Genomic DNA, 21,199 nt, shown 5'->3' with positions numbered 1-21,199 from the left:
AGGACGTCGGGGCGCAGACTTGAATCGAGCGCCACCGTTAGCGCGAAACATGACAGTGGGCGGGGCCTTGTCCCCGCCCATTTGTGTGCATCGGTATACAAATTGAACTTTTCGCTCCGCATTTAGGCACCTCTCGGTTGACCCGGAGCGGGCGCAGGGCTAAAGGTCGGCCTAGCCGGAACCTGCGCGACATTGCGTCGCGTCACGAGGGAGCCAACCAGTGCACGATATGCTGCGTGAATATCTTCCCATTCTCATTTTTCTTGCGATGGCCACCGGACTCGGTCTGGTGCTGATCCTCGCTGCTGCCGTGCTTGCGGTGCGCAACCCCGACCCGGAAAAAGTGTCGGCCTATGAATGTGGCTTTAACGCCTTCGACGATGCGCGGATGAAGTTCGACGTCCGCTTCTACCTCGTCTCGATCCTGTTCATCATCTTCGACCTCGAAGTGGCGTTCTTGTTCCCCTGGGCAGTCGCCTTCGGTGGGCTGAGCATGGTCGCCTTCTGGTCGATGATGGTGTTCCTGGCGGTGCTGACCGTGGGCTTTGCCTATGAATGGAAGAAAGGGGCGCTGGAATGGGCGTGATGACCGGAGCGAATACCGCTGCCGCCGATATGGAAGGCGCGGCACAGGCGCTCAACCGCGACCTGCAGGACAAGGGCTTCATCCTCACGACCGCCGAGGATCTGATCAACTGGGCGCGCATCGGTTCGCTGCACTGGATGACCTTCGGACTGGCTTGCTGCGCCGTCGAGATGATGCACACCGCAATGCCGCGCTACGACGTGGAGCGCTACGGCTTCGCCCCGCGCGCAAGCCCGCGTCAGTCGGACGTGATGATCGTCGCGGGCACGCTGACCAACAAGATGGCCCCCGCTCTGCGCAAGGTCTATGACCAGATGCCCGAGCCGCGCTACGTGATCTCGATGGGGTCCTGCGCCAACGGTGGCGGTTATTACCACTACAGCTATTCGGTGGTGCGTGGCTGTGACCGGATCGTTCCGGTCGACATCTACGTTCCGGGCTGCCCGCCTTCGGCCGAGGCGCTGATGTATGGCATCCTCCAGTTGCAGCGGAAGATCCGCCGCACCGGGACGCTGGTGCGCTGAGGAGGGGACGATGAGCGAAGCACTGCAAGAACTGGCCGCCCATATCGAACTCAAGCGCGCGGACGACGTGGTCTCGACCGAGATCGCCTTCGGCGAACTGACCGTGACGGTCACCGCCGGCAATATCGTCTCGTTCCTCGAGTTCCTGCGCGACGATCCGAACTGCCGTTTCACCACGCTGGTGGACATCACTGCCGTTGACTGGCCCTCGCGCCCCGCGCGTTTCGATGTGGTCTGGCACTTCCTGTCGATGTGGCGCAACCAGCGCATCCGCGTGAAGGCCGCCCTGCGCGAAGACGAGATGTGCCCCTCGATCACCGATGCTTTCCCGGTTGCCAACTGGTTCGAGCGCGAGATCTTCGACATGTTCGGCATCCTGTTCTCGGGCCACCCGGACCTGCGCCGCATCCTGACCGACTACGGCTTCCGCGGGCATCCGCTGCGCAAGGACTTCCCGACCACGGGCTATGTCGAACTGCGCTACGATGAAGTGCAGAAGCGCGTGGTCTATGAGCCGGTCAAGCTGACCCAGGAATACCGTCAGTTCGACTTCCTCAGCCCCTGGGAGGGCGCCAACTACATTCTGCCCGGCGACGAAAAGCAGGGCTGAGCCTCGCCGGGGGCTCTCGGGCCCCAGGCCATCGGCAAGCAAAGGTAAAGACTATGGACGGCGACATCCGGCAAAATACCTACGATGACGGCTCGACGGATTTCCTGACGGGCGAACAGCGCATCCGCAACTTCAACATCAACTTCGGGCCGCAGCACCCGGCGGCACACGGCGTGCTGCGCATGGTGCTAGAGCTTGACGGCGAGATCGTCGAGCGTGCCGACCCGCATATCGGGCTGCTGCACCGCGGTACCGAGAAGCTTATGGAAAGCCGCACCTACCTGCAGAACCTTCCGTATTTCGACCGTCTCGACTACGTGGCGCCGATGAACCAGGAACATGCCTGGTGTCTGGCGATCGAGAAGCTGACGGGCACCGAGGTTCCCAGACGCGCGCAGCTGATCCGCGTGCTCTATTCGGAAATCGGCCGTATTCTGAACCACCTGCTGAACGTCACCACGCAGGCTATGGACGTGGGCGCGCTGACCCCGCCGCTGTGGGGTTTCGAAGAGCGTGAGAAGCTGATGGTGTTCTACGAGCGCGCCTGCGGTGCGCGCCTGCACGCCAACTACTTCCGTCCCGGTGGTGTTCACCAGGATCTGCCGCCCGAGCTGATCGACGATATCGAGATCTGGGCCAATGAATTCCCGCGCGTTCTCGATGATATCGAGGGCCTGCTGACCGAGAACCGGATCTTCAAGCAGCGCAACGCCGACATCTGCATCATCACCGAGGAAGAGATCCAGAAATGGGGCTACTCGGGCGTCATGGTGCGCGGTTCGGGCCTTGCCTGGGACCTGCGTCGCGCGCAGCCCTACGAGTGCTACGACGAATTCGACTTCAAGGTCTGCATCGGCAAGAACGGCGACTGCTACGACCGTTACCTCGTCCGCATGGCCGAGATGCGTGAATCGACCAAGATCATCCATCAGGCGATCGCCAAGCTGCGCGCGCCCGAAGGGCAGGGCGACGTTCTGGCGCGTGGCAAGATGACCCCGCCCAAGCGTGGCGAGATGAAGCGTTCGATGGAAGCGCTGATCCACCACTTCAAGCTCTACACCGAGGGCTTTAAGGTTCCCGCCGGCGAGGTTTACGCCGCCGTCGAGGCCCCCAAGGGCGAATTCGGCGTCTACCTCGTGTCGGACGGCACCAACAAACCTTACCGCGCGAAGATCCGCGCCCCGGGCTACCCGCATCTGCATTCGATGGATGCGGTCTGCAAGGGACACCAACTGGCCGACGTTTCGGCCATCATCGGCACGATGGATATCGTGTTCGGGGAGATTGACCGCTAATGCTGCGCCGCCTTCATCACGCACAACCCGAAAGCTTCGAGTTCACCCCGGCGAACCTCGCCTGGGCCCAGGCCCAGATGACCAAGTTCCCGGTCGGCCGTCAGGCGTCGGCGATCATTCCGCTGCTGTTCCGCGCGCAGGAACAGGAAGGCTGGCTGTCGCGCCCGGCGATCGAATATGTCGCCGACATGCTCGGGATGCCCTATATCCGCGCGCTGGAAGTGGCGACCTTCTACTTCATGTTCCAGCTGGCTCCGGTCGGCTCGGTGGCCCACATCCAGATCTGTGGCACCACCTCGTGCATGATCTGCGGGTCGGAAGACCTGATCAAGGTCTGCAAGGAGAAGATCTCTCCGCAGCCTTTCGGCCTGTCGGCTGACGGCAAGTTCTCGTGGGAAGAGGTCGAGTGCCTCGGCGCCTGCGCCAACGCGCCGATGGCGCAGATCGGCAAGGACTACTACGAGGATCTCTCGGAAGAGAGCCTTGCGAAGCTGATCGACGACATGGCCGCTGGCGGCCAGCCGCGTCCGGGTTCGCAAACCGGCCGCTTCTCGTCCGAACCGGCGACCGGTCTGACCTCGCTGAGCGCTTCGGCGGGCGAGATGGAGAAATATAACGGCTCGGTCGATCCCGCGGTTACCGTGGGCGACGTGGTCAAGAAGATCGACGGCTCCGAGGTTGCGCTGCGCGCGCCGTGGCAGATGTCGGGCCAGTATCCGGCCATCGGCATCATGGGTGCGGGCCAGCGCCCGATGTCGGCTGTGCAACAGGCCGCTGCCAAGGCCGCTCCGGCCCCCAAGGCCGCCAGCAACACTGCCGAGGCACCGCAGGCCGCCGAGCCGGTTGCCGCTGAGGCCGAGGGCAAGAAGCCCGAGGGTCTGGCCGCTCCGCGCGACGGCAAGGCCGACGATTTGAAGAAGATCGAAGGCATCGGCCCGGTGCTGGAAGAGCGTCTGAACGAATGGGGCATCTTCCATTACGACCAGATCGCCGCCTGGGGCGCCGACGAGGTCGCCTATGCCGACAACAACGTGCCGCGCTTCAAGGGCCGTTGCTCGCGCGACAAATGGGTGGCGCAGGCCAAGATCATCGTGAGCGAGGGGCTTGAAGCCTTCCTCGAGCGCGCAAAGACCAACGATTACTGAGGCGGGAATGGCGCAGGCAACCAACAGGGCGCTCGACACGACCGAGGGACGGCTCGCCGCCCTCGTGATCGCTGTTGCGACTGTCCTGTGGCTGGCTGTCCAGTGGTTTGGCAAGGCGGCAGGGCTGCCGCCGCGCTTTGCCTTCCTTGCCGATTTCGCGGCGATCGCCGCCTATCTATTCGCGCTGGCACAGGTCTGGCGTATCTGGCGCCGGCGCTCCGGCAGCCCGCGTAACTGAGGGACAGAACATGCTGAAAGATCAGGACCGGATCTTTACCAACCTCTACGGGATGCACGACCGCTCCCTCAAGGGCGCGATGATGCGCGGCCACTGGGATGGCACGGCGAACATTCTGGCCAATGGCCGTGACTGGATCGTCGACCAGATGAAGGCCTCGGGTCTGCGTGGCCGTGGTGGCGCGGGCTTCCCGACCGGTCTGAAATGGTCGTTCATGCCCAAGCAATCGGATGGCCGTCCGGCCTATCTGGTGATCAACGCCGACGAATCCGAGCCCGCGACCTGTAAGGACCGCGAGATCATGCGCCACGATCCGCACACGCTGATCGAAGGCGCGCTGATCGCCGGTTTCGCCATGGGTGCGCGCGCGGCCTATATCTACATCCGCGGCGAATATGTGCGCGAGAAGGAGGCCCTCCAGGCCGCCATCGACGAATGCTACGAAGCGGGTCTGATTGGTCTCAATGCCTGCAAGTCGGGCTATGATTTCGACGTTTACCTGTCGCACGGCGCTGGCGCCTATATCTGCGGTGAGGAAACCGCGCTGATCGAGAGCCTTGAGGGCAAGAAGGGGATGCCGCGGATGAAGCCGCCGTTCCCGGCCGGCTCGGGCCTCTATGGCTGCCCGACCACGGTGAACAACGTGGAATCGATCGCCGTCGTCCCCACCATCCTGCGCCGCGGGGCCGAGTGGTTCGCGGGCTTTGGCCGCCCGAACAACGCGGGCGTCAAGCTCTTCGCGATGTCGGGCCATGTGAACACCCCCTGCGTCATCGAGGAATCGATGTCGATCTCGATGAAGGAACTGATCGAAAAACATGGCGGCGGCGTTCGCGGCGGCTGGAAGAACCTCAAGGCGGTCATTCCGGGCGGCGCCTCGTGCCCCGTCATTCCGGCGCATCTGTGTGAAGACGCGATCATGGACTACGACGGGATGCGCTCGCTCCAGTCGTCCTTCGGCACCGCCTGCATGATCGTGATGGATCAGAACACCGACATCATCAAGGCGATCTGGCGCCTGTCGAAGTTCTTCAAGCACGAGAGCTGCGGCCAGTGCACGCCCTGCCGTGAAGGCACCGGCTGGATGATGCGCGTGATGGACCGTCTGGTGCGCGGCGAGGCCGAGGTCGAGGAAATCGACATGCTTCTGTCGGTGACCAAACAGGTCGAGGGCCACACGATCTGCGCGCTCGGCGATGCGGCGGCCTGGCCGATCCAGGGCCTCATCCGCCATTACCGCGAAGAGATCGAAGATCGCATCAAGGCCAAGAAGACCGGCCGCATGGGCGCGATGGCGGCGGAGTGAAACGGATGCGGCGTGCACTCTCCTTGACCCTCGGCACGCTGGCGCTCGCCGCCTGTGCCTCGGGGACTGAATCGGTGGGGTTCGGGCCTGCGCCCACGACCTACCGGTTCACGGAGATCGAAGGCACGCTGGTGGTGACGCGGGTTCCGAACGCTTTCGGCTATGCCGACGGTGCCGAGGCCAAGCGGGCCGCAAACGATTACTGCCGGGGCGCGGGCGTCGCCTCGGGGCCGGATGACAATTTCCAGGGTGGCGCCTGGGTTTTCCTGAGAGGTTGCGCATGAGCCTCCAACTGCAACACCGCGTGGGCCTTACCCCCGCCCGAGCCAACTGACGGATCAGAGCATGTCGAATCTTCGCAACATCATCATCGACGGCCACGAGGTCGAGGTTGATCCGAACCTGACGATCATCCAGGCCTGTGAGCAGGCCGGGATCGAAGTGCCGCGCTTTTGCTATCACGAGCGTCTCTCGATCGCTGGCAACTGCCGGATGTGTCTGGTCGAAGTGGTTGGCGGCCCGCCCAAGCCGGCGGCCTCATGCGCGATGCAGGTCAAGGACCTGCGTCCCGGCCCGAACGGCGAGCCCTCGGTGATCAAGACCAACTCGCCCATGGTCAAGAAGGCCCGCGAAGGGGTGATGGAGTTCCTGCTCATCAACCACCCGCTCGACTGCCCGATCTGCGACCAGGGCGGCGAATGCGACCTTCAGGACCAGGCCGTGGCCTACGGCGTCGATTTCTCGCGCTACCGCGAGACCAAGCGCGCGTCCGAAGACCTGAACCTCGGGCCGCTGGTTTCGACCTGCATGACTCGCTGCATCAGCTGCACCCGCTGCGTGCGCTTCACCTCGGAAGTGGCGGGCATCACCCAGATGGGTCAGACCGGTCGCGGCGAGGACAGCGAGATCACCTCGTATCTGAACATGACGCTCGACAGCAACCTGCAGGGCAACATCATCGACCTGTGCCCGGTCGGCGCGCTGACCTCGAAACCCTACGCTTTCACCGCCCGTCCGTGGGAACTGACCAAGACCGAGTCGATCGACGTGATGGACGCGCTTGGCTCGAACATCCGCGTCGACACCAAGGGCCGCGAAGTGAAGCGCATCGTGCCGCGCAACCATGACGGCGTGAACGAAGAGTGGATCTCGGACAAGACCCGTTTCATCTGGGACGGCCTGCGCCGCCAGCGCCTCGACACGCCCTATGTGCGTGAATTCGGCAAGCTGCGCAAAGCGACTTGGGCCGAGGCGCTGCACAAGGCCGCCGAGGCGATGAAGGGCAAGAAGGTTCTGGGTCTGGTCGGCGATCTGGCCTCGACCGAAGCCGCCTTCGCGCTCAAGCAACTGGTCGAAGGTCTGGGTGGCAACGTGGAATGCCGCACCGATGGCGCACGTCTTCCGGCGGGCAACCGCTCGGGCTACGTCGGCAATGCCGCGATCGCGGATATCGACACCGCCAAGCAGATCGTGCTGATCGGCACCAACCCGCGCGTCGAGGCTCCGGTGCTGAACGCGCGCATCCGCAAGGCCTGGCTGAACGGCGCCCGCGTGTCGCTGATAGGTCTGGATGCGGATCTGACCTACGAATACGACAAGCTCGGTGAAGACCGCGCGGCGCTGGCGGCACTGGTTGCCGATGCCGCTCCGGTCGAGGGCGCGCTGGTCATCGTGGGGCAGGGCGCGGTGAACGAGGCCGATGGCGAAGCCGTTATCGCACATGCTCAGGCGCTGGCCGGGAAGATGGGCGGCAAGATGCTGGTGCTGCACACCGCCGCGGGCCGTGTGGGCGCGATGGACGTGGGTGCCGTGACCGAGGGCGGTTTGCTCGCCGCGGTCGAGGGCGTTCAGGTCGTCTACAACATGGGTTCGGACGAGGTCGAAGTGGCTCCGGGTCCGTTCGTGATTTACCAGGGCAGCCACGGTGACCGCGGTGCCTCGCGCGCCGACGTGATCCTTCCGGCCGCCGCCTACACCGAGGAAAACGGTCTCTTCGTGAACACCGAGGGCCGTCCGCAGCTGGCGTTCCGCGCGGGCTTTGCCCCCGGCGAGGCCAAGGAAAACTGGGCGATCCTGCGCGCGCTGTCGGCCGAGCTTGGCGCGACCCAGCCGTGGGACAGCCTTGCGAGCCTGCGCCGCGAGATGGTCAAGGCTGTGCCGCATCTGGCTCAGGTCGATCAGGTGGTCGCGAACGAGTGGACGCCGGTTGCCCTGCGCGACATGGGCCGCGCGAGCTTCCGTCACGCGATCCGTGATTTCTACCTGACCAACCCGATCGCGCGCGCCTCGGTGCTGATGGCCGAGCTGTCGGCTGCCGCCAAGGCGCGGGTTACGGGCAAAGCGCCCGTCGCGGCGGAGTAAGTGAATAACTACCCTTGCCCGCTCGGGTGGGGGACAAGAATACCGACGAAATGAAATAAGGCGGTCTGAGGGACAAAATGGCTGAGTTTCTGGCAACACCACTGGGCACGGCGCTCCTGATCGCAGTGCAGGGTCTGGGGATCATCGCATTCGTGATGCTCTCCCTGCTGTTCCTGGTCTATGGCGACCGTAAGATCTGGGCGGCTGTCCAGATGCGGAAAGGTCCGAACGTCGTGGGCGCATTCGGCCTGCTGCAATCGGTGGCCGACGCGCTGAAATACGTGGTGAAGGAAATCGTCGTCCCCGCGGGCGCCGACAAGTTCGTCTTCTTCCTCGCGCCGATGCTGAGCCTCGTGCTTGCGATCGTCGCCTGGGCGGTGGTGCCGTTCAACGAGGGCTGGGTGCTGGCCGACATCAACGTCGCCATCCTCTTCGTCTTCGCGGTCTCCTCGCTTGAGGTTTACGGCGTGATCATGGGCGGTTGGGCGTCGAACTCGAAATACCCGTTCCTCGGCTCGCTGCGTTCGGCCGCGCAGATGATCTCCTATGAGGTCAGCCTCGGCCTGATCATCATCGGTGTGATCATCTCGACCGGCTCGATGAACCTCTCCGCCATCGTCGAGGCGCAGCGCGGCTCGGTCGGCCTGTTCAACTGGTACTGGCTGCCGCACCTGCCGATGGTGGCGCTGTTCTTCATCTCGGCGCTGGCCGAAACGAACCGTCCGCCCTTCGACCTTCCGGAAGCGGAATCGGAACTCGTCGCGGGTTTCATGGTCGAATATTCCTCGACCCCCTACCTGCTGTTCATGGCCGGCGAATACATCGCGATCTTCCTGATGTGCGCGCTGATGTCGATCCTGTTCTTCGGCGGCTGGCTGAGCCCGATTCCCGGCATTCCGGACGGCGTGCTGTGGATGGTCGGCAAGATGTGGGTCATGTTCTTCATGTTCGCCATGGTGAAGGCGATCGTGCCGCGCTACCGCTATGACCAGCTCATGCGGATTGGCTGGAAAGTGTTCCTGCCGCTGTCGCTGGCCTGGGTCGTGATCGTGGCGTTCCTTGCGAAATTCGAAGTGCTCGGCGGCTTTTGGGCCCGCTGGACGATGGGGGGCTGAGAATGGCTTTCGACTACGCACGCGCCGCCAAGTATTTCCTGCTGGTGGACTTCATCAAGGGCTTCGCCCTGGGGATGCGCTATTTCTTCGCGCCCAAGCCCACGCTGAACTACCCGCATGAAAAGGGTCCGCTGTCGCCCCGCTTCCGCGGTGAGCACGCCCTGCGCCGTTATCCCAACGGCGAAGAGCGCTGCATCGCCTGCAAACTGTGCGAGGCGATTTGCCCGGCTCAGGCGATCACCATCGACGCCGAACCGCGCGAGGACGGCTCGCGCCGGACCACGCGTTACGACATCGACATGACCAAGTGCATCTACTGCGGCTTCTGCCAGGAAGCCTGCCCGGTCGATGCCATCGTCGAGGGTCCGAACTTCGAATTCGCCACCGAGACCCGCGAAGAGCTGTTCTACACCAAGGAGAAACTCCTGGAGAACGGCGCGCGTTGGGAAGCGGAGATTGCCCGTAACCTCGAGCTGGATGCGCCCTACAGATGAACGAGGAATTTCAGAAGCTTTTCACCACGATGATGGAGCAGGGTGCCGAGATGGCGCGCCTGTTCAACCCGGGTTTGGAGAGCTTCAACCCGACCGCGTTTGAAAAACTCTTCCCCACCATGTCGAAGGACATGATGGAGATGTGGTTCGGAAAAACCTTCAATCGTGATGGGCTTGATGCGCGTACGCGGCTTCTGGTGACAGTTGCGGCGCTGACCGTTCTGGGCGCGCAGGCCGAGCCGCAGCTGCGCCTGACGATCCGTCACGCGCTTGAGGCTGGCGCGACGCAACGGGAGATCGCCGAGGTGATCTTCCAGATGAGCATGTTCGGCGGCGTGCCCGCCATGACCAAGGCGCTGGAGATTGCGCGCTCGGTCTTTGACGAAAAATCGGGGGAAAACACATGACGGTGTTTGCATTCGCCTTCTACCTCTTCGCCGTCGTGGCGGTGGTCGCGGGCTTCATGGTGGTCGTGTCGAAGAACCCGGTCCACTCGGTGCTCTGGCTGATCCTGACCTTCCTGTCGGCGGCGGGGCTGTTCGTCCTGCTGGGGGCCGAGTTCGTGGCCATGCTGCTGATCATCGTCTATGTCGGCGCGGTCGCGGTGCTCTTCCTCTTCGTTGTCATGATGCTCGATGTCGATTTCGCCGAGCTGAAGGGCGAGCTTGCGCGCACCATGCCGCTTGGCCTGCTGATCGGCGTGGTCATGCTGCTGCAACTGGGCGCGGGTTTCAGCGCCTGGCACGCCTCGGACAAGGCGGAGACGCTGCGTATGGTCCCGATTGAAGAGGGCGTCCAGAACTCGGTCGCGCTCGGTATGGTCATGTATGACAAGTATCTCTACCTCTTCCAGGCGGCGGGTCTGGTGCTGCTGGTCGCGATGATCGGCGCCATCCTGCTGACGCTGCGCCACCGCAAGGACGTCAAACGCCAGAACGTGATCGCCCAGATGCACCGCGACCCGGCCAAGGCGCTGGAGTTGGTGGACGTGAAACCGGGGCAGGGGCTGTGATGAACGCTAGAAAGAATGAAACGGGCGCAAACCCGGAGGGACAGCGATGATCGGACTTGAACATTACCTAGGGGTGGCGGCGGCTTTGTTCGTCACCGGCATCTTCGGCATCTTCGTGAACCGCAAGAACGTCATCGTCATCCTGATGTCGATCGAACTGATCCTGCTGTCGGTCAATATCAACATGGTGGCCTTCTCGGCGCATCTGAACGACCTGGCGGGCCAGGTGTTCACGATGTTCATCCTGACCGTGGCAGCCGCCGAAGCGGCGATCGGCCTTGCGATCCTTGTCGTGTTCTTCCGGAACCGCGGCACGATCGAAGTCGAAGACGTCAACGTGATGAGGGGGTAAGGGACAATGGAAACGATCATCCTCTTTGCTCCCCTTCTCGGGGCGATCATCGGCGGCTTCGGCTGGCGCGTGATCTCCGAAAAGGGCGCCATGGCGGTTACGACCGGCCTGCTGTTCCTGTCGTGCCTGCTCAGCTGGGTCGTGTTCCTCGGCCATGACGGGCAGACGCATCACATCCACATCCTCGACTGGATCCAGTCGGGCGCCGAGCTGAACACCTCCTGGGGGATCCGCGTCGACCGGATGACCGCGATCATGCTGATCGTGGTGACCACGGTCTCGGCGCTGGTGCACCTGTATTCGTGGGGCTACATGGCCCATGACGAGAACTGGACCCATCACGAGCATTACAAGGCGCGCTTCTTCGCCTATCTGTCGCTGTTCACCTTCGCGATGCTGATGCTGGTGACCTCGGACAACCTGGTGCAGATGTTCTTCGGTTGGGAAGGCGTGGGTCTGGCCTCGTATCTGCTGATCGGCTTCTACTACAAAAAGCCCTCGGCGAACGCGGCGGCCATGAAGGCCTTCATCGTCAACCGTGTCGGCGACTTCGGCTTTGCGCTTGGCATCTTCGGCCTGTTCTACCTGGTCGGCTCGATCTCGATGGACGATATCTTCGCCGCCGCGCCGACCCTGGCTGAGACCAACCTTCATTTCCTCTGGACCGAGTGGAATGCCGCCAACCTGCTGGCCTTCCTGCTCTTCGTGGGTGCCATGGGTAAGTCGGCGCAGCTTCTGCTGCACACCTGGCTGCCGGACGCGATGGAAGGCCCGACGCCGGTTTCGGCCCTTATCCACGCCGCAACCATGGTGACCGCGGGTGTGTTCCTGGTGTCGCGCATGTCGCCGCTCTTCGAATACGCGCCGCAGGCCAAGATGTTCATCGTCTTCATCGGCGCCACCACCGCCTTCTTCGCGGCGACCGTGGGCCTTGTGCAGAACGACATCAAGCGCGTCATCGCCTATTCGACCTGTTCGCAGCTTGGCTACATGTTCGTGGCCGCCGGTGCGGGCGTTTACTCGGCAGCGATGTTCCACCTGCTGACGCACGCCTTCTTCAAGGCCATGCTGTTCCTCGGCGCCGGCTCGGTCATCCATGCGATGCACCACGAGCAGGACATGCGGAACTATGGCAACCTGCGCAAGAAGATCCCGTTCACCTTCTGGATCATGATGATCGGCACCTTCGCCATCACCGGCGTCGGCATCCCGCTCACCTCGATCGGCTTCGCTGGCTTCCTGTCGAAAGACGCCATCATCGAGAGCGCCTATGCCTCGGGTTCGGGCTACGCCTTCTGGCTCCTCGTGTTCGCCGCCGCGATGACCTCGTTCTACTCGTGGCGCCTGATCTTCATGACCTTCTTCGGCAAGGCGCGCGGCGATCATCATGCGCATGACCACGCGCATGAAAGCCCGGTGGTGATGCTGGTTCCGCTCGGCGTTCTGGCAATCGGCGCGATCTTCTCGGGGATGGTGTGGTACAACAGCTTCTTCGGCGACCACAACAAGGTGCTGGCGTTCTTCGGCATGCCGCAGCACGAAGTGGCGGTCGAAGGCGATCATGCGGCCGAGGCCGCTGCCGTGAACCATGAAACCGCGATGTCGGATGTGGCCCCGGTTAGCGAGCACGCCGCCCCGGCGGATGAGCATGCGGCGCCTGCCGCGACCGAGCATGCCGCGGCCGATGGCCACGCTGTTGCCGGTGCTGCTCCGCAAGGCGCGATCTTCATGGCACCCGACAACACCGTGATGGACGACGCGCACCACGCACCCGTCTGGGTCAAGGTGTCGCCCTTCATCGCGATGCTGATCGGTCTGTCGCTGTCCTACCTGTTCTACATCGTCAACCCGGCTCTGCCCGAGCGTCTCGCCAAGGCGCAGCCCGCGCTGTACCAGTTCCTGCTGAACAAGTGGTATTTCGACGAGCTCTATGAAGCGATCTTCATCCGCCCGGCCAAATGGCTTGGCAACTTCCTGTGGAAGAAGGGTGACGGCGCGACGATCGACGGGGCCATCAACGGAGTTGCGCTCGGTATCGTGCCGCGCCTGACGCGTCTCGCTGGCCGGGTGCAGTCCGGCTACCTGTTCCACTACGCTTTCGCCATGGTCGTCGGCATCGTGGTGCTCATGTTCTGGGTCGTCCTGACCGGGGGGTCGAACTAATGGAAAACCTGCTTTCCATCATCACTTTCATTCCCCTGGTGGCGGCGGCTATCCTGGCGCTGGTGCAGCGCGGGGGCGGCGAGGCTGCGGATCGCAACGCGAAATGGTTCGCGCTGACCGCGACCTCGGTTACCTTCCTTGTCTCGCTCTTCCTGCTTTCGGGTTTCGATCCGTCGAACACTGGCTTCCAGTTCGTCGAGGACCGTGAGTGGATCATGGGCCTGCGCTACAAGCTCGGCATCGACGGGATCTCGATCCTCTTCGTTCTGCTGACCACGTTCCTCATGCCGCTGACGATTGCCTCGGCCTGGGGCGTCGAGAAGCGCGTGAAGGAATACATGATTGCCTTCCTCGTGCTCGAAGGGCTGATGATTGGCGTGTTCGTCGCGCTGGATCTGGTGCTGTTCTACCTGTTCTTCGAAGCTGGCCTGATCCCGATGTTCCTGATCATCGGTATCTGGGGTGGCAAAGAGCGCATCTACGCCTCGTTCAAGTTCTTCCTCTACACCTTCCTCGGCTCGGTGCTGATGCTGGTGGCGATGATCGCCATGTATATGGACGCGGGCACCACCGATATGGTTGCGCTGCTCAAGCATGAGTTCGCCTCGGAAACCCTGCACGTCGCGGGCTTCACGGTGATCGGCGGTATGCAGACGCTGCTGTTCCTGGCCTTCTTCGCCTCCTTCGCGGTGAAGATGCCGATGTGGCCGGTGCACACCTGGTTGCCCGACGCGCACGTTCAGGCGCCGACGGCAGGCTCGGTCGTGCTGGCCGCGATCCTGCTGAAGATGGGTGGCTACGGCTTCCTGCGCTTCTCGCTGCCGATGTTCCCGGTGGGCTCGGATGTGATGGGGCCGCTGGTGCTGTGGATGTCGGCGATCGCGATCGTCTACACCTCGCTTGTGGCGCTGGCACAGTCGGACATGAAGAAGCTGATCGCTTATTCATCGGTCGCGCACATGGGCTATGTGACCATGGGGATCTTCGCGGTGAACCAGCAGGGCATCGACGGCGCCATCTTCCAGATGCTGTCGCACGGCTTCATCTCGGGCGCGCTGTTCCTGTGCGTCGGCGTGATCTACGACCGGATGCACACCCGCGAGATCGACGCCTATGGTGGTCTCGTGAACCGGATGCCGGCCTATGCGCTGATCTTCATGTTCTTCACCATGGCCAACGTCGGGCTTCCCGGCACCTCGGGCTTCATCGGTGAATTCCTGACGCTCATGGGGATCTTCAAGGTCAACACCTGGGTGACGGCGGTTGCCGCCTCGGGCGTGATCCTGTCGGCCGGCTATGCGCTGTGGCTCTATCGTCGTGTGGTTCTGGGTGACCTGATCAAGGAAAGCCTCAAGACCATCACCGACATGACCGCGCGCGAGAAGTGGATCTTTGCGCCGCTCGTCGCGATGACGCTCCTTCTGGGGGTCTATCCGCGTCTGGTGACTGATATCATCGGGCCGTCCGTCGGCCAGCTTGTCCAAGACTACAACGCCAGCCTGCCTGCCGACCAAATGGCAGCGGCCGGGCACTGAGGGAGAAACAAATGACTTCTGCGGATTTCTCCACGATCCTGCCGGAATTCCTGCTCGCCGTTTTCGCAATGGTCGGGCTCATGGCAGGCGCCTATGGCGGCAAGGACAAGATCGCTTCCGGCCTTCTGTGGGTTACGGTGGCGGTGCTGGTGCTGGTCGGCGTCTGGATCGGCCTGCGGGGCAACGGCGCGACCGAAGCCTTCGGCGGCCTCTTCATTGACGACGCCTTCGCGCGCTTCGCCAAGGTCGCGATCCTGCTCTCGGCGGCAGCCGTGCTGGCAATGAGCGCGGATTACATGGCCCGTCGCGGCCTGCTGCGCTTCGAATATCCGATCCTGGTCGTTCTGGCCGTGATCGGCATGATGATGATGGTTTCGGCGGGCGATCTGATGTCGCTCTACATGGGCCTCGAGCTGCAATCGCTCGCGCTCTACGTCGTCGCCGCCATGCGTCGTGACTCGGCGCGCTCGTCGGAAGCGGGTCTGAAGTACTTCGTGCTCGGCTCGCTCTCCTCGGGTCTGCTGCTCTACGGCGCCTCGCTGACCTATGGTTTCGCGGGCACCACCTCGTTCGCGGGCATCATCACCGTGGTCGAGCATGGGCATCTGCCGATTGGCGTGCTGTTCGGCATGGTCTTCATGGTGACCGGTCTTGCCTTCAAGGTCTCGGCGGTTCCGTTCCACATGTGGACGCCCGACGTTTACGAAGGCTCGCCCACCCCGGTGACCGCCTTCTTCGCCACCGCACCGAAAATGGCCGCGATGGCGCTGATGGCGCGCTTGGTGATGGACGCCTTCGGTCACGTGACGAACGAATGGGGCCAGGTGATCGGTCTGATCGCCGTCGCCTCGATGTTCCTTGGCTCGATCGCCGGTATTGGCCAGAAGAACATCAAACGCCTGATGGCCTATTCCTCGATCGCGCATATGGGCTTTGCGCTGCTCGGCCTCACCGCCGGGACCGAGGAAGGCGTGCAGTCGATGCTGCTCTACATGACCATCTATGTGGCCATGAACGTGGGCACCTTCGCCTTCATCCTGTCGATGGAGCGTGATGGCGCCCCGGTGACCGACATCGCCTCGCTCAACATGTTCGCCAAGGCCGAGCCGCTGAAGGCGCTGGCGCTGCTGGTGCTGTTCTTCTCGCTGGCCGGTGTGCCGCCGATGCTGGGCTTCTTCGCCAAGTTCGGCGTGCTCGCGGCGGCGGTGTCGGCGGGCTACATCTGGCTTGCGGTCTTCGGTGTGATCGCGTCGGTGATCGGTGCCTTCTACTACCTGCGCATCGTTTACTACATGTACTTCGGCACCGAGACCGAGGCGCTTGAATCGCGGATGCCGGCCGTCCAGTGGGGGCTGCTGATGCTGGCCGCCTTCGTGATGGTGGCGGGTGCGTTCAACCTCTTCGGGATCGAGGGGGCTGCTCAGGCAGCAGCCGCGGCGCTTGTCCACTGACCTGACAGACTGGCCCGAGGGCGTGGCGCGCCACGTCCTCGCGCGGGTCGACTCGACCATGGCTGAGGCTGCCCGTCTGGCCCCGCGGATCGCGGGGCCTGCGTGGATTCAGGCCCGCGTGCAAACCGCCGCGCGCGGTCGCCGCGGGCGCGACTGGAAAATGCCCGAGGGCAATTTCGCCGCCACGCTGCTGTTTCATCCGAAATGCGAACTGACCCAGGCCGCGCTTTATTCTTTCGTCGCCGCTTTGGCGCTGGACGAGGCGCTGTCGCGTTTCATCGGCCCGGCGGGGCGGCTGTCGATCAAATGGCCTAACGACGTGCTGCTCAACGGCGGCAAGGTCGCGGGGATCTTGCTCGAGTCGATCGGCGCCGGTGGGCCGCTGAGCCATCTGGCGATCGGCATTGGCGTTAACCTCGCGGAGGCGCCGCCCGCCGCGCAGCTTGAGGCCAGCGCGATGGCGCCGGTCAGCGTGGCCGGCGAGACCGGGCTGACAATCACCCCCGACGAATTCCTGCCGCCGCTGGCCATGGCCTTCGATCGGCTCGCGCGGCAGTTCGAGACCTACGGTTTCGCGCCGATCCGCACAGCCTGGCTGGCCCGCGCGGCGCGCCTTGGCGAGACCGTCGTCGCGCGTACGACGACCCAGACAACCGAAGGCGTCTTCGAGACGATCGACGACACCGGGGCGATGATTTTGCGCACCGCGCATGGCCCGCGGGCAATTGCGGCTGCGGATGTGTTTTTCTGACAAAGGAGCCGCGAATGCTTCTGTGCATCGACTGCGGGAACACCAACACGGTCTTTTCAATCTGGGACGGCGCCGAGTTCGTCTCGACCTGGCGGATCGCCACCGACCATCGCCGCACGGCGGATGAGTATTTCGTCTGGCTTTCGGGGTTGATGAACCTCAAGGGGATCAAGGCGCAGATATCCGAGGCGATCATTTCCACGACGGTGCCGCGCGTGGTCTTCAACCTGCGCGTTCTGTGCAATCGCTATTACGATTGCCGCCCGCTCGTGGTGGGCAAGCCCGATTGCCACTTGCCGGTCGCGCCGCGCGTGGATTTCGGCACGACGGTCGGCCCCGACCGACTGGTGAACACCGTTGCGGGTTTCGACCGGCACGGAGGCGATATCGTCGTGGTGGATTTCGGCACGGCGACGACATTCGACGTGGTCGCTGCGGATGGCGCCTATATCGGCGGTGTGATCGCGCCGGGCGTGAACCTCAGTCTTGAGGCGCTGCACATGGCCGCCGCCGCGCTGCCGCACGTCGATGTGACCCATCCGACGCAGGTGATCGGCACGAATACGGTGGCCTGTATTCAATCGGGGGTCTATTGGGGCTATATCGGTCTTGTCGAAGGCATCGTGCGCCAGATCCGCTCTGAGCGCGACCGCCCGATGAAGGTGATCGCCACGGGCGGTCTTGCAGGGCTGTTCGATCAGGGCTTCGATCTGTTCGACGCGGTCGAAGACGACCTGACCATCCACGGGCTGCGGCTCATCAACGATTATAATAAGGGGCTGAGTGCGTGAGCGAGCGGCTGATCTATCTACCTTTGGGCGGCGCCGGCGAGATCGGTATGAATGCCTATGTCTATGGCTATGGCCCCGCCGGGAAGGAGCGGCTGATCGTTGTTGATCTGGGCGTGACCTTCCCGGACATGGACAGCTCGCCCGGTGTCGATCTGATCATGGCCGACGTGGCCTGGCTTGAGGAAAACAAGCACCGCATCGACGCGATCTTTATCACGCATGCCCATGAGGACCATATCGGAGCGCTGCCGCATCTGTGGCCGCGTTTGCGCAAGCCCGTCTATGCCCGACGTTTCACCGCGCGGATTGGTGCGCTGAAGCTGGAAGAGGCCGGGATCGGCACCGAGGATCTGCACGTCGTCGAACCGCGCCCGCAAGTGATCGAGGCGGGTCCGTTCAAGGTTCAGTTCGTGCCGGTGTCGCATTCGATCCCGGAAAGCTCGGCGCTGGTCATCGACACGCCTGCGGGGCGTATCGTGCATACGGGCGATTTCAAGCTCGATGGCAGTCCGATTGTGGGCGAGCCTTTTGACCCGGTCATGTGGCACGAGATTGCCGGTGAGGGCGATGGCGTCAAGCTGCTGGTCTGCGACTCGACCAACGTCTTCTCGCCGCAGCCCGGGCGTTCGGAGGCCACCTTGGCCGGGCCTCTAACGCAGCTGATTGCCGAGCAGGAAGGAATGGTTGTCGCGACCACCTTTGCCTCGAACGTGGCGCGCCTGAAAACGCTGGCCGAGGCGGGCAGGGCGGCGGGCCGCTCGATCTGCCTTCTGGGTCGCGCGATGAAGCGCATGGTCTCCGTGGCCGAGGAAACCGCCGTATTGACCGGCTTCCCCGGTCATATTCCGGCCGAGGATGCTGCGGATGTGCCGCGCCACAACCTGATGCTGATCGTCACCGGCAGCCAGGGCGAGCGCCGCGCGGCCTCGGCGCAGCTGTCGCGGGGCAAATACCTCGGGATCGAGATGAAGGACGGCGACACCTTCCTGTTCTCCTCCAAGGTCATTCCGGGCAATGAGCGTGGCGTGATCCGCATCATGAACGCCTTCTCCGAGAAGGGTGTCGAGGTGATCGACGACCGCGGCGGGCTTTACCACGTCTCGGGTCACGCCAACCGCCCGGATCTTGAGGCGGTGCATGATCTGCTCAAGCCGCAGATGCTGATCCCGATGCATGGCGAACACCGCCATATGCGCGAGCATTCAAAGATCGCCACGTCCAAGGGGATTGCCTCGCTCGTGGCGACAAACGGTATGATGATCGACATCACGGGACAGGCGCCGAAAGTGGCCGAGTACATCGAGGCCGGCCGCACCTATCTGGATGGCTCGGTGCTGATCGGCGCACTCGATGGCGTTGTGCGCGACCGTATCCGCATGGCTCTGAACGGTCATGTGCTGATCACCGTCATCATCGACGAGGATGATGTGCCGCTTGGCGATGCCTGGGTTGAACTGATGGGCCTGCCCGAGGTTGGCCGCTCTGGTACGCCGATCGCCGATCAGATCGAGGATGAACTGGCCGAGTTCCTTGAACGCGCGCCCGACAAGATCATCTCGAACGACGACAAGATGGACGAGGCGCTGCGCCGCATCGCGCGTCAGGTGACGATGGAAGAGATCGGCAAGAAGCCCGAGGTTACCGTTGTCGTTTCGCGCCTGATGGCGGACTGATCCGAGACACAGAGCAAAGAAAAACCCCGGCAGCCAGAGGCGCCGGGGTTTTTTCGTGTCTCGGTCGCGGGATCAGCTTTCGCTGCTGTCCTCGGCCGGGGCGTCGCTTTCGCTGTCGTTGTCGGTTGCGGCCGCCGTGCTCGGGCGCGTCGTACGGAACGAACGCAGCAGGAAGTCCGGCACATGATCGCCCATGCCGACCACGGTCGGGCCACCGCCATCGCGGCCGCGTCCACCACGCTCGCGCCGGTCATCGCGGCGCTCTTCGCGACGTTCCTCACGGCGCTCGTCCCGACGCTCTTCTCGGCGTTCCTCGCGCTTGGGGGCTTCGGCCACGGCCTCGGCCACGACTTCAAGCGCCTTTTCCTCAACGACCGGAGCCTCGCGCCGCTCGCCACGGCCACGCCCGCCACGGGGGCTGCGCGACTTGGCGCGCCCGCCCTTGGCATCGTCATACTGGCGGGGCTCGCGATGCGCGGCCTCGGACAGCGAGAAGCCCTCGGGCGTCTCGGCGCGCGGGATTTCCATTTTCACCAGCGCCTCGATGGCGTTGAGGTATTTGTCATCGGACGGCGTCGCGATCGAGAAGGCCGCGCCCTTGCGCCCGGCACGACCCGTGCGCCCGATGCGGTGGACGTAATCCTCGGCATGGCTCGGCAGGTCGTAGTTGAAGACATGGCTGACGGCCGGAATGTCGAGGCCGCGTGCGGCCACGTCGGACGCCACGAGCAGTTGCAGCCCGCCCTCGCGGAACGCGTCGAGCGTTTTCATGCGCTGGCTCTGCTCCAGGTCGCCATGGATCGGCGCGGCGTTGAAGCCATGCGTTTTCAGCGATTTGGCCACGATGTCCACATCCGACTTGCGGTTGCAGAAGATGATGGCGTTGGTGCAGCTTTCGCCCTCGGCCTGGATCAGGGCGCGCAGCAGTTCGCGCTTGGCCTTGGCGGTCTGGTCGCGGCGCGGCGGGGAGATCTGCACCAGCTTTTGCGTGATGGTTTCCGAGGCCGTCGCCTGGCGGGCAACCTCGATGCGCGCGGGGGCGTGCAGGAAGGTGTTGGTGATGCGCTCGATCTCGGGCGCCATGGTGGCCGAAAAGAACAGCGTCTGCCGGGTGAAGGGGGTCAGCTGGAAAATACGCTCGATATCCGGGATGAAACCCATGTCGAGCATCCGGTCGGCCTCGTCCACCACCATGATCTGCACGCCGGTCAGCAAAAGCTTGCCGCGCTCGAAATGGTCCAGAAGGCGGCCCGGCGTCGCGATCAGCACGTCAACGCCACGGTCGATCAGCTTGTCTTGTTCCGAGAAGCTGACGCCGCCGATCAGCAGCGCCTTGGTCAGCTTGGTATTCTTGGCATAGGTGTCGAAATTCTCGGCCACCTGCGCGGCAAGTTCGCGCGTCGGGCACAGCACCAACGAACGCGGCATACGCGCCCGGGCACGGCCCTTGGAGAGCAGCGTGATCATCGGCAGCGTGAACGAGGCGGTCTTGCCGGTGCCGGTCTGGGCGATGCCCAGAACGTCCTTGCCGTCGAGCGCGTGCGGAATAGCGCCCGCCTGGATCGGGGTCGGGGTTTCGTAGCCCGCGTCTGCAATGGCGGAAAGGACCTTAGGGTCCAGCTTCAGGTCAGAAAATTTGGTCATCAGCGTCCTTGGATGCGGTATCGGACCGCAGGGTGATGGGACGCAAGGTTCGGGCGCCCCGGGGTTTTGCCCGCCGGATGCGGGTGGGCAGTAGCTACTCGAAATGCGACAAAACGTCAATCTGCGCGGATGCGGGATGAAAATGCCCTGTGG

21 protein-coding genes are annotated in these 21,199 nt (G+C 63.5%); 20 read left to right on the top strand and 1 reads right to left on the bottom strand.

What is annotated here, in order from left to right; genetic code table 11:
• Positions 1–220: 220 nt before the first annotated feature.
• The 20 genes from N3C64_RS12760 (at position 221) to N3C64_RS12665 (ending at position 19,402) form a co-directional block, all read left to right on the top strand.
• Positions 221–586: an NADH-quinone oxidoreductase subunit A gene (locus tag N3C64_RS12760; protein ID WP_218629652.1), complete on the top strand. Its 366-nt coding sequence runs from the start codon at positions 221–223 to the stop codon at positions 584–586.
• Positions 577–1,110, top strand: coding sequence for a NuoB/complex I 20 kDa subunit family protein (locus tag N3C64_RS12755; protein ID WP_218629653.1), 534 nt, complete (start codon positions 577–579; stop codon positions 1,108–1,110). The genes N3C64_RS12760 and N3C64_RS12755 overlap by 10 nt, the downstream gene beginning before the upstream one ends.
• 10 nt (positions 1,111–1,120) lie before the next feature.
• The gene (locus N3C64_RS12750) at positions 1,121–1,720 is read left to right on the top strand and encodes an NADH-quinone oxidoreductase subunit C (protein WP_218629654.1); all 600 of its coding nucleotides are present in this window, start codon (positions 1,121–1,123) and stop codon (positions 1,718–1,720) included.
• 53 nt (positions 1,721–1,773) lie between these two features.
• Positions 1,774–3,015 (top strand): NADH-quinone oxidoreductase subunit D, encoded by a 1,242-nt coding sequence (locus tag N3C64_RS12745; RefSeq protein ID WP_260014750.1) that lies wholly within the window; start codon positions 1,774–1,776, stop codon positions 3,013–3,015.
• On the top strand, positions 3,015–4,160 hold the full coding sequence (locus tag N3C64_RS12740) for an NADH-quinone oxidoreductase subunit E (RefSeq protein WP_218629656.1): 1,146 nt from the start codon (positions 3,015–3,017) through the stop codon (positions 4,158–4,160). The genes N3C64_RS12745 and N3C64_RS12740 overlap by 1 nt, the downstream gene beginning before the upstream one ends.
• Positions 4,161–4,167: 7 nt before the next feature.
• Positions 4,168–4,398 carry a DUF5337 domain-containing protein gene (locus N3C64_RS12735; protein ID WP_218629657.1) on the top strand — a complete coding sequence of 77 codons (231 nt, stop codon included), beginning with the start codon at positions 4,168–4,170 and terminating at the stop codon, positions 4,396–4,398.
• 10 nt (positions 4,399–4,408) lie between these two features.
• Positions 4,409–5,704 (top strand): NADH-quinone oxidoreductase subunit NuoF, encoded by a 1,296-nt coding sequence (nuoF, locus tag N3C64_RS12730; RefSeq protein WP_218629658.1) that lies wholly within the window; start codon positions 4,409–4,411, stop codon positions 5,702–5,704.
• Between the two features lie 5 nt (positions 5,705–5,709).
• Positions 5,710–5,988, top strand: a complete 279-nt coding sequence (locus N3C64_RS12725; RefSeq protein ID WP_260014749.1) for a hypothetical protein — start codon at positions 5,710–5,712, stop codon at positions 5,986–5,988.
• Positions 5,989–6,049: 61 nt separating this feature from the next.
• Positions 6,050–8,065, top strand: coding sequence for an NADH-quinone oxidoreductase subunit NuoG (gene nuoG / locus N3C64_RS12720; protein WP_260014748.1), 2,016 nt, complete (start codon positions 6,050–6,052; stop codon positions 8,063–8,065).
• A 77-nt stretch (positions 8,066–8,142) separates the two neighbouring features.
• Complete coding sequence (gene nuoH / locus N3C64_RS12715) at positions 8,143–9,180, top strand: NADH-quinone oxidoreductase subunit NuoH (RefSeq protein WP_218629661.1); 1,038 nt, start codon at positions 8,143–8,145, stop codon at positions 9,178–9,180.
• Between the two features lie 2 nt (positions 9,181–9,182).
• Positions 9,183–9,674: an NADH-quinone oxidoreductase subunit NuoI gene (gene nuoI / locus N3C64_RS12710; RefSeq protein ID WP_218629662.1), complete on the top strand. Its 492-nt coding sequence runs from the start codon at positions 9,183–9,185 to the stop codon at positions 9,672–9,674.
• On the top strand, positions 9,671–10,081 hold the full coding sequence (locus N3C64_RS12705) for a carboxymuconolactone decarboxylase family protein (RefSeq protein WP_218629663.1): 411 nt from the start codon (positions 9,671–9,673) through the stop codon (positions 10,079–10,081). The genes nuoI and N3C64_RS12705 overlap by 4 nt, the downstream gene beginning before the upstream one ends.
• Positions 10,078–10,686, top strand: a complete 609-nt coding sequence (locus N3C64_RS12700) for an NADH-quinone oxidoreductase subunit J (RefSeq protein ID WP_218629664.1) — start codon at positions 10,078–10,080, stop codon at positions 10,684–10,686. The genes N3C64_RS12705 and N3C64_RS12700 overlap by 4 nt, the downstream gene beginning before the upstream one ends.
• A gap of 46 nt (positions 10,687–10,732) precedes the next feature.
• On the top strand, positions 10,733–11,038 hold the full coding sequence (nuoK, locus tag N3C64_RS12695; protein WP_260014747.1) for an NADH-quinone oxidoreductase subunit NuoK: 306 nt from the start codon (positions 10,733–10,735) through the stop codon (positions 11,036–11,038).
• A 6-nt stretch (positions 11,039–11,044) separates the two neighbouring features.
• Entirely contained in the window at positions 11,045–13,201 is a 2,157-nt protein-coding gene (nuoL, locus tag N3C64_RS12690; RefSeq protein ID WP_260014746.1) for an NADH-quinone oxidoreductase subunit L, read from the top strand.
• A complete protein-coding gene (locus tag N3C64_RS12685; protein WP_218629667.1) occupies positions 13,201–14,736 on the top strand; it encodes an NADH-quinone oxidoreductase subunit M in 1,536 nt (511 codons plus the stop codon). Before nuoL ends, N3C64_RS12685 begins: the two co-directional genes overlap by 1 nt.
• An 11-nt stretch (positions 14,737–14,747) precedes the next feature.
• Positions 14,748–16,187 carry an NADH-quinone oxidoreductase subunit NuoN gene (gene nuoN / locus N3C64_RS12680; protein ID WP_218629668.1) on the top strand — a complete coding sequence of 480 codons (1,440 nt, stop codon included), beginning with the start codon at positions 14,748–14,750 and terminating at the stop codon, positions 16,185–16,187.
• A gap of 1 nt (position 16,188) precedes the next feature.
• Positions 16,189–16,938: a biotin--[acetyl-CoA-carboxylase] ligase gene (locus N3C64_RS12675; protein ID WP_260014814.1), complete on the top strand. Its 750-nt coding sequence runs from the start codon at positions 16,189–16,191 to the stop codon at positions 16,936–16,938.
• 14 nt (positions 16,939–16,952) lie between these two features.
• Positions 16,953–17,729, top strand: coding sequence for a type III pantothenate kinase (locus N3C64_RS12670; protein WP_218629669.1), 777 nt, complete (start codon positions 16,953–16,955; stop codon positions 17,727–17,729).
• A gap of 47 nt (positions 17,730–17,776) precedes the next feature.
• Positions 17,777–19,402, top strand: coding sequence for a ribonuclease J (locus tag N3C64_RS12665; protein ID WP_260014813.1), 1,626 nt, complete (start codon positions 17,777–17,779; stop codon positions 19,400–19,402).
• Positions 19,403–19,474: 72 nt separating this feature from the next.
• On the opposite strand, the gene N3C64_RS12660 is transcribed toward N3C64_RS12665, so the two are convergent.
• Positions 19,475–21,046 carry a DEAD/DEAH box helicase gene (locus N3C64_RS12660; RefSeq protein WP_260014745.1) on the bottom strand — a complete coding sequence of 524 codons (1,572 nt, stop codon included), beginning with the start codon at positions 21,044–21,046 and terminating at the stop codon, positions 19,475–19,477.
• Positions 21,047–21,199: the final 153 nt, after the last annotated feature.

Source organism: Sedimentimonas flavescens (assembly GCF_025154035.1).
Lineage (GTDB): Bacteria > Pseudomonadota > Alphaproteobacteria > Rhodobacterales > Rhodobacteraceae > Rhodobacter > Rhodobacter flavescens.
Note: the sequence above shows the minus strand (reverse complement) of the source record. Positions and strands in the feature narration are given on the sequence as shown.

Bases quoted from the DNA above. Each gene is read 5' to 3' on its own strand.
- N3C64_RS12755 (WP_218629653.1), top strand. From the start codon at position 577: ATGGGCGTGATGACCGGAGCGAATACCGCTGCCGCCGATATGGAAGGC.
- N3C64_RS12750 (WP_218629654.1), top strand. From the start codon at position 1,121: ATGAGCGAAGCACTGCAAGAACTGGCCGCCCATATCGAACTCAAGCGC.
- N3C64_RS12745 (WP_260014750.1), top strand. From the start codon at position 1,774: ATGGACGGCGACATCCGGCAAAATACCTACGATGACGGCTCGACGGAT.
- N3C64_RS12740 (WP_218629656.1), top strand. From the start codon at position 3,015: ATGCTGCGCCGCCTTCATCACGCACAACCCGAAAGCTTCGAGTTCACC.
- N3C64_RS12735 (WP_218629657.1), top strand. From the start codon at position 4,168: ATGGCGCAGGCAACCAACAGGGCGCTCGACACGACCGAGGGACGGCTC.
- nuoF (WP_218629658.1), top strand. From the start codon at position 4,409: ATGCTGAAAGATCAGGACCGGATCTTTACCAACCTCTACGGGATGCAC.
- N3C64_RS12725 (WP_260014749.1), top strand. From the start codon at position 5,710: ATGCGGCGTGCACTCTCCTTGACCCTCGGCACGCTGGCGCTCGCCGCC.
- nuoG (WP_260014748.1), top strand. From the start codon at position 6,050: ATGTCGAATCTTCGCAACATCATCATCGACGGCCACGAGGTCGAGGTT.
- nuoH (WP_218629661.1), top strand. From the start codon at position 8,143: ATGGCTGAGTTTCTGGCAACACCACTGGGCACGGCGCTCCTGATCGCA.
- nuoI (WP_218629662.1), top strand. From the start codon at position 9,183: ATGGCTTTCGACTACGCACGCGCCGCCAAGTATTTCCTGCTGGTGGAC.
- N3C64_RS12705 (WP_218629663.1), top strand. From the start codon at position 9,671: ATGAACGAGGAATTTCAGAAGCTTTTCACCACGATGATGGAGCAGGGT.
- N3C64_RS12700 (WP_218629664.1), top strand. From the start codon at position 10,078: ATGACGGTGTTTGCATTCGCCTTCTACCTCTTCGCCGTCGTGGCGGTG.
- nuoK (WP_260014747.1), top strand. From the start codon at position 10,733: ATGATCGGACTTGAACATTACCTAGGGGTGGCGGCGGCTTTGTTCGTC.
- nuoL (WP_260014746.1), top strand. From the start codon at position 11,045: ATGGAAACGATCATCCTCTTTGCTCCCCTTCTCGGGGCGATCATCGGC.
- N3C64_RS12685 (WP_218629667.1), top strand. From the start codon at position 13,201: ATGGAAAACCTGCTTTCCATCATCACTTTCATTCCCCTGGTGGCGGCG.
- nuoN (WP_218629668.1), top strand. From the start codon at position 14,748: ATGACTTCTGCGGATTTCTCCACGATCCTGCCGGAATTCCTGCTCGCC.
- N3C64_RS12670 (WP_218629669.1), top strand. From the start codon at position 16,953: ATGCTTCTGTGCATCGACTGCGGGAACACCAACACGGTCTTTTCAATC.
- N3C64_RS12665 (WP_260014813.1), top strand. From the start codon at position 17,777: ATGAATGCCTATGTCTATGGCTATGGCCCCGCCGGGAAGGAGCGGCTG.
- N3C64_RS12660 (WP_260014745.1), bottom strand. From the start codon at position 21,046: ATGACCAAATTTTCTGACCTGAAGCTGGACCCTAAGGTCCTTTCCGCC.